The sequence below is a fragment of the uncultured Ramlibacter sp. genome (genome assembly GCF_936925435.1).
Lineage (GTDB): Bacteria > Pseudomonadota > Gammaproteobacteria > Burkholderiales > Burkholderiaceae_C > Ramlibacter.
Genome location: NZ_CAKZHQ010000056.1, coordinates 1 through 1,963, shown reverse-complemented (window position 1 = coordinate 1,963; position 1,963 = coordinate 1). Strand labels below are relative to the sequence as shown.

Sequence of the window (1,963 nt, the reverse complement as noted above, 5' to 3'; positions counted from 1 at the left end):
GTTTGCGCTGTAGGGTATTGTTGCCTCCCAACATGTTCTCGAACGTCGCCTCGCAATTGTGGCCTTCCGCCTTCTTGGTGCAAGTCTTGCTCGTGTGATTCTTGTTGTAGGTACCCCCGTGGGTCCAGCAGTAGTAGCGTCCTTGGTTAGCGTTCACGGCCGGTTCCGTTACTTGGGTTGCGTTGGGCGTGGTTCCTGCTTTCTCCTTGGTGGCGAAGGCTTTTTCCGAGCGTTTGGTCGGATTATCCTTGAGGCGCATGCGATTGGCTTCCTGGAAATGGGTGCGGATGTTCTTGACGGTCTTCTCGGCCTCGGGCTTGTTGCGCCATTCGCGGACAGCATGCTCGAAGAGGTTGCTGTTGTTGAAGGCTTGGAGAATGGTGCGGACGGCGGTCTGCTCGGTGATTGGATCGCCCCCTTCTTCTGCAAGTAGACAACATTTGGCGACGTTGTTGAAAATCGTTTCGATCGGCATATCCAAATCCCACGGTTTGCCCAACTGGTTGAGGTTGTCCTGTAGGTCTTCTGCGTTGAGCGTGCCATAGTTGGACATAAGATGGGTGAGTAGTTCACGGGTAGTTACCAAAGCATAGCCATGCGCTGGATGTTCGAGTTCGCCGATGAAGAGACGAGGGACCGCCTTGATGATTTGATTCTTGAGCTGCTTTTCGAGGGAGTGGGCAGTGTTGTAGACTTGTAGCGCTGTGGCATAATCTGCTTTGGCGTTGGCGATTTGAGGTCCTGTCTTGCCTGTGTAGTCAGGGACGGCGGGCATGGCGGGCATGACGCAAAGGCGGCGGGGCCGCGGTAGTAACTTACCCCAGGATTATTGAGTAACTGAGTTACATCGTCAAATCATCGGCTGCCTGCCGGCGCGGGCATCGGCGCCGCCCGGCAGGGCGGCATGGGCTACGCTCGGCGGCGTGACGCCACATGCCCGTTTTGCAACGTGAGCCGACCGGCCGCCCGCGCACCCCGCGACCCGGCCGCGCGCCTGCGCGCCGACACCTACTTCATGGGCGTGACGGGCGTGCACCCCGAGGCCGGACTGAGCACCGGCGATGCCGAAGAAGCGGCCGTCAAGCGGGCCTTGCACGAGCGCGCGGCCGAGACCGTGGTGCTGGCGTCCAGCGTGTTGGCCGCCACCTCGAAACCGGTGATGCCGGTGGCCGCGCGCAGCGTCAGCACATCGGCCACCACGTCGGGCGCATCGTCGACGAAGTTCTCTTCGATGCTGCCGCCGGTGGAGGTGATGCTGACATCGCCGGCCGAGCTGTGCGTGGGCGTGGCCACGACGTTGCCCTTGTCGTCCAGCACCTGCGGCGCCAGCGCCGCCAGCGGCTGTTTCGACAGCTCGATGCCGCCCTTCAGGCCGATGGCCAGCAGCAGGTAGATCGACAGCGTTTCGTACAGCGCCTCGGGCAGGCGCAGGGCGGCCTGCACGTCGGAAAGCTGGCCCTGGCCCACGTTGTCAGCGAACCACAGGCGGGTCTTCGGGACGGCGGAGACGGGCCAAAGCTTCAGCAGCTGGTCCGTCGCGATCCGGTTGAAGTCAAGGTCAAGGGCCGCGTTCCAGCCTGTCTCCTCGGCCGAGGCGCTGCCCGACAGAAGCAGGCGTTCATCGCCCTCGACCAGCGCGACGCACCGCTGGCCACGCTGGAACAGGTGGAGCGGGCGCACACGGTCAACTACGTCACCCAGCTGCGTGAATTCATGGAACAGGTGCAGGCCAACGGCGAGAGCCGCCACCTGGACCCTGACACGGTGGTGTGCCCCGGCACCTGGCGTGCGGCGCTGCGCTCGGCCGGCGCGGCGGTGGCGGCCACCGAGGCGGTGGTGCGCGGCGAGGTCGAGAACGCCTTCTGCGCCGTGCGCCCGCCAGGCCACCATGCCACGCGCGACGAGACCATGGGCTTCTGCTTCTTCAACAACGTGGCGATCGGCGCGCGCCATGCGCTGGACG

Annotated in this window: 1 protein-coding gene and 3 pseudogenes; 2 read left to right on the top strand and 2 right to left on the bottom strand. The window is 63.7% G+C overall.

The window, feature by feature from the left end; all coding sequences use genetic code 11:
- A partial coding sequence (locus Q0632_RS22195) for a hypothetical protein (RefSeq protein WP_298934391.1) occupies positions 1 to 775 on the bottom strand: 775 nt, incomplete at its 3' end.
- A 213-nt stretch (positions 776 to 988) separates the two neighbouring features.
- Here Q0632_RS22195 and Q0632_RS22190 point away from each other — a divergent pair.
- Positions 989 to 1,162: pseudogene (locus Q0632_RS22190) on the top strand (DeoR family transcriptional regulator); the annotation flags it as partial.
- Positions 1,163 to 1,326: 164 nt separating this feature from the next.
- On the opposite strand, the pseudogene Q0632_RS22185 reads toward Q0632_RS22190, so the two are convergent.
- A pseudogene (locus Q0632_RS22185) lies at positions 1,327 to 1,443 on the bottom strand (sodium-dependent bicarbonate transport family permease); the annotation flags it as partial.
- 222 nt (positions 1,444 to 1,665) lie between these two features.
- Here Q0632_RS22185 and Q0632_RS22180 point away from each other — a divergent pair.
- Positions 1,666 to 1,963: pseudogene (locus Q0632_RS22180) on the top strand (histone deacetylase family protein); the annotation flags it as partial.